Annotated in this window: 5 protein-coding genes; 2 read left to right on the top strand and 3 right to left on the bottom strand. The window is 73.5% G+C overall.

Translation table 11 applies throughout. The annotated features are described in order from the left end of the window. The 3 genes from VF468_31770 to VF468_31760 form a co-directional block, all read right to left on the bottom strand. Positions 1 to 1,282 (bottom strand): copper resistance protein CopC (locus tag VF468_31770; protein ID HEX5882862.1); only part of this gene is annotated, 1,282 nt, incomplete at its 3' end. 4 nt (positions 1,283 to 1,286) lie between these two features. After that, complete coding sequence (locus VF468_31765) at positions 1,287 to 1,937, bottom strand: hypothetical protein (protein HEX5882861.1); 651 nt, start codon at positions 1,935 to 1,937, stop codon at positions 1,287 to 1,289. A 50-nt stretch (positions 1,938 to 1,987) separates the two neighbouring features. After that, the gene (locus VF468_31760; GenBank protein HEX5882860.1) at positions 1,988 to 2,545 is read right to left on the bottom strand and encodes a hypothetical protein; all 558 of its coding nucleotides are present in this window, start codon (positions 2,543 to 2,545) and stop codon (positions 1,988 to 1,990) included. Between the two features lie 56 nt (positions 2,546 to 2,601). Here VF468_31760 and VF468_31755 point away from each other — a divergent pair, with 56 nt between their 5' ends. Together VF468_31755 and VF468_31750 are read left to right on the top strand one after the other, a co-directional pair. Continuing rightward, entirely contained in the window at positions 2,602 to 3,024 is a 423-nt protein-coding gene (locus tag VF468_31755; GenBank protein ID HEX5882859.1) for an SCP2 sterol-binding domain-containing protein, read from the top strand. A gap of 2 nt (positions 3,025 to 3,026) precedes the next feature. Next, positions 3,027 to 3,360: alcohol dehydrogenase catalytic domain-containing protein (locus VF468_31750; protein ID HEX5882858.1), on the top strand; the 334-nt coding region annotated here is incomplete at its 3' end.

Below are 3,360 nucleotides of genomic sequence, written 5' to 3'. Positions count from 1 at the left end.
CGGCCGGCGGCCTGACCACGGGGGGGATTTGGGCGGGCGGGACCAGGGTGGCCAGGACCGCCGCCGCGGCCATGGCCCCAACGGCCAGGACCAGCTCGCCGCTCGACACACGACGGAGCGCCCGAAGCGAGCCGTCGGCCTTCGGCACGTTTCGCCACCGGTTGATGCCGCCGAGGACCGCCAGGGCCCCGATCAGGCCGACCTTCACCAGCACGAGCTGGCCGTAGCCGGTGGAGAACAGCGCCCCCCAGCTCCCGACCTCGTTCACCGCCCGGAGCACCCCGGTCACGGCCACGGCTCCAAGGGCGTAGGCGGCCACCGCGGAGAACCGCCGGACGGCCGCTGCCTTCAGCGCGCTGGGCTTGCCTCGAACCCCCAGGAGGAGCGCGGCGAGGCCCCCGAGCCACACGCCGACCGCGACGAAGTGCACCCACTGCGAGATCACCTTCGCCCACGCCAGGTCGCCCCGGGCAGCGGCGTGGCCGGCCGCCACGTGGGCGAACATCGCCCCGGCCGCGGCCACCCCGGCCACGAGGAGCAGCGCTCGGCGCGACCCCGGCCACAGGGCGGCGCCGAGCAGGGCCGTCCCGGCCAGGGCGATGGCGCCGGCTCGGTAGAGGAGGGCCCGTCCGGGCGTGGTCGGCAGGAACTCGGCGAACCCGACGCCGGACGACTGTTGCTGGGCCACCGCCAGGATGACCAAACCGGCGACGGCGACCGCCCAGGCCCACCCGGCCACCCGGCGGACCGGCCACGGACAGACCACGAAGACCAGGGATCCGACCCAGGTCGCCCCGACCAGCAGCCCCAGGCCGATGAACAGGATCAGGCGGCCGGTCATCTCGAGGGGAGAGGGCTCCGGGGTCTCCACCGTGGGCGCGTGGGCGGGGGGGACCTGCAGCGGGGAGACCCCGACGCCGAACGCGAACGTCCCTCCGCTGGGATGGCCGTCCACCTTCGACACGGTCCGCCAGGTGACCGTGTACACACCCTGCTCCAAGCCCGGCACCCGGACCGACAGCGCCCCGGGCTCCCCCGGGACGGCGGCGGGCTCGCCAACCTCGAGGGTGGCACCGGAGCCGTCGAGCAGGGAGACCTCGGACAGCGAGAGCTCCGGGGCTTCGGTGAAGCTGAGCACGATCTCCGCCGGGGGCTCGTCGAGCCGGGTGCCATCCGCCGGGTCCGAGGATGCCAGGAGGGCGTGCGCGTCGGCGGGCACGGGCGTGGCCAGGACCAGGACGATCCCCGCCCACACCGCGGCCCAGGCCCGCCGGCGGGTCATCGTCTCAGGCCGGCCTTCGCCGGGCCGCCAACCCGATGGCGATCAGGGCCAGCACCGCGGCCCCGATGGCGACCCACAGCGCCACGTCCGGCCCCTCGTCCTCGGCGGGCTCCTGCGCCGACAGCTCCTCGACCCGGCCGCTCAGACGGTCCAGGGCCTCGGTGATCTCACCCCGGGTCGGGTCCTGCTCCGGGAACTCGGCATCCGCCGGGTTCTGCACGTCGTTGAAGGTGTCCGGCCCCGACGTGAACGTCTCGTCGAACTCCTCGCCCTCGACCGTCCCGGTGACCTGGAACGAGTACGTGCCCGGCCGCGTCGGGATGATGTACGCGACGTAGTGGCCCGGATCGCCGAACGCCGGTTCCAAGGGCATCGGCTGGGTGGTCGTCTCTGCCTCCTCCCCGCCGAAGGCCACCACGGCCTCGAGCTCGGCGTCCTCGACCGGATCGTTCCCGTGCATGATCCGGACCGATACCTCGTTGCCGAAGCCCGCGTACGCGGGCTCGCTGTTCCAGCCGACCACGACCTCGTGGTCGCCCACCCGACGCTGCTCGTGGGCCGATGCCACCCCGGCCGTCGCCGTCGCCGTGAGCGCGATCGTCGCCACCGTCAGCGCGCGGGCTGGGACGCGGCCGCGCTTCGTGCGATTGTCCATGTGCTCAAGCCTCCCTCCCTCGTTCGTCGCCGGCCGCGGTCGCGGCCGGGTCAGGCGGTCGAGGGGAGGGGCGGGGCTCGGCCGCCCAGCGGCCTCGTGAGGCGAAGTCGTGGCGCGAACGTCGCGGGGACCGGGCGGGGGAGCGAGGGATGAACCCGACGGCGGGGAGGGCGGAGCCGGGCGGCCACGGCCAGGACGGCCCGGCCGAACAGGTCGAGCAGCCAGGCCGTCACCACCGCCACCAGGGGCTGGAGGACCAACCCGATGAACACCGCGGGATCGGTCAGGGCCCGGACCAGCGATCCTCGGCGCTCCACCACCTCGAGGAGCAGGAACGCAGGGACCTGGATCGCCACAAGCCGGAGGGCCAAGGCGCTTCCGGACCAGGGCCTCCCCGACACCGCGCGAACCCCGACCGACAGCAGGATGATCGGCACCACGGCCGAGAGGGACGCGGCCGCGATGCCCATCCAGCTGTGGCCGCTCACCGCGAGGTGGACATGGCGGGCCTCGGCGCTGGGGTAGGCCAGGAAGCACGCGGCCAGGTGGCCGACGACCACGCCGGCCCACGCAGCGGCGATCGTGACGACGACCCCGGGACGACGCACGATCGCATCCTATCCCGCCCGAGTGCTTTACTTCGCCCGAGGAAGGGAGGACCGCGATGGCCGAGTTCCCCAGCGAGGGGTGGCTGGCAGCGTACGTCGAGCGCATCAACGCCAGCGACTCCTACCGCGAGGCCGCGGCCGACTGGGAGGGCGACGTGGCGCTGGTGATCGAGGCCGAGCCCGACAAGAGGGTGCCCGAGGACGTGTGGGCGTGGTTCGACCTGTGGCACGGGGAGTGCCGAGAGGGACGGATCGTGAGCGCGGAGGAGGGCGACCGGGCCCGCTTCGTGGTCCGGGCCCCCTACTCGCGGTGGAAGGAGGTCATCCGGAAGGAGCTCGACCCGGTCAAGGGCATGATGCAGGGGAAGCTCCGCCTGAAGGGCGACCTGCCGACGATCGTCCGCCACGTGAAGGCCGCCAGCGAGCTGGTGAACCTCGCGGGGACGGTCCCGACCGAGTTCCCCGACGAGGCGGCCTGAGGGTGCGAGGGGTCGTCTTCGAGGATGTCCGCCGGGTCCGGGTGGACGACCTGGCGGACCCGAAGATCGAGGAGCCGACCGACGCCCTGGTGCGGATCACCACCGCCGCCATCTGCGGCTCGGACCTCCACTTCTACCTCGGCAAGGCGCCGCTCCAGCCCGGGGACTCGATGGGCCACGAGGGCGTCGGCGTGATCGAGGAGGTGGGGGCCGACGTCACCGGCTTCTCGCCCGGGGACCGGGTGGTCATCGCCTTCGACATCGTGTGCGGGGAGTGCTGGTTCTGCGCCCGCGGACAGACCGCGTTGTGCGAGAGCTTCCGGACCCTCGGCATCG

Source organism: Actinomycetota bacterium (assembly GCA_036280995.1).
Lineage (GTDB): Bacteria > Actinomycetota > CALGFH01 > CALGFH01 > CALGFH01 > CALGFH01.
This window is presented reverse-complemented; position numbering and strand designations above follow the sequence as displayed.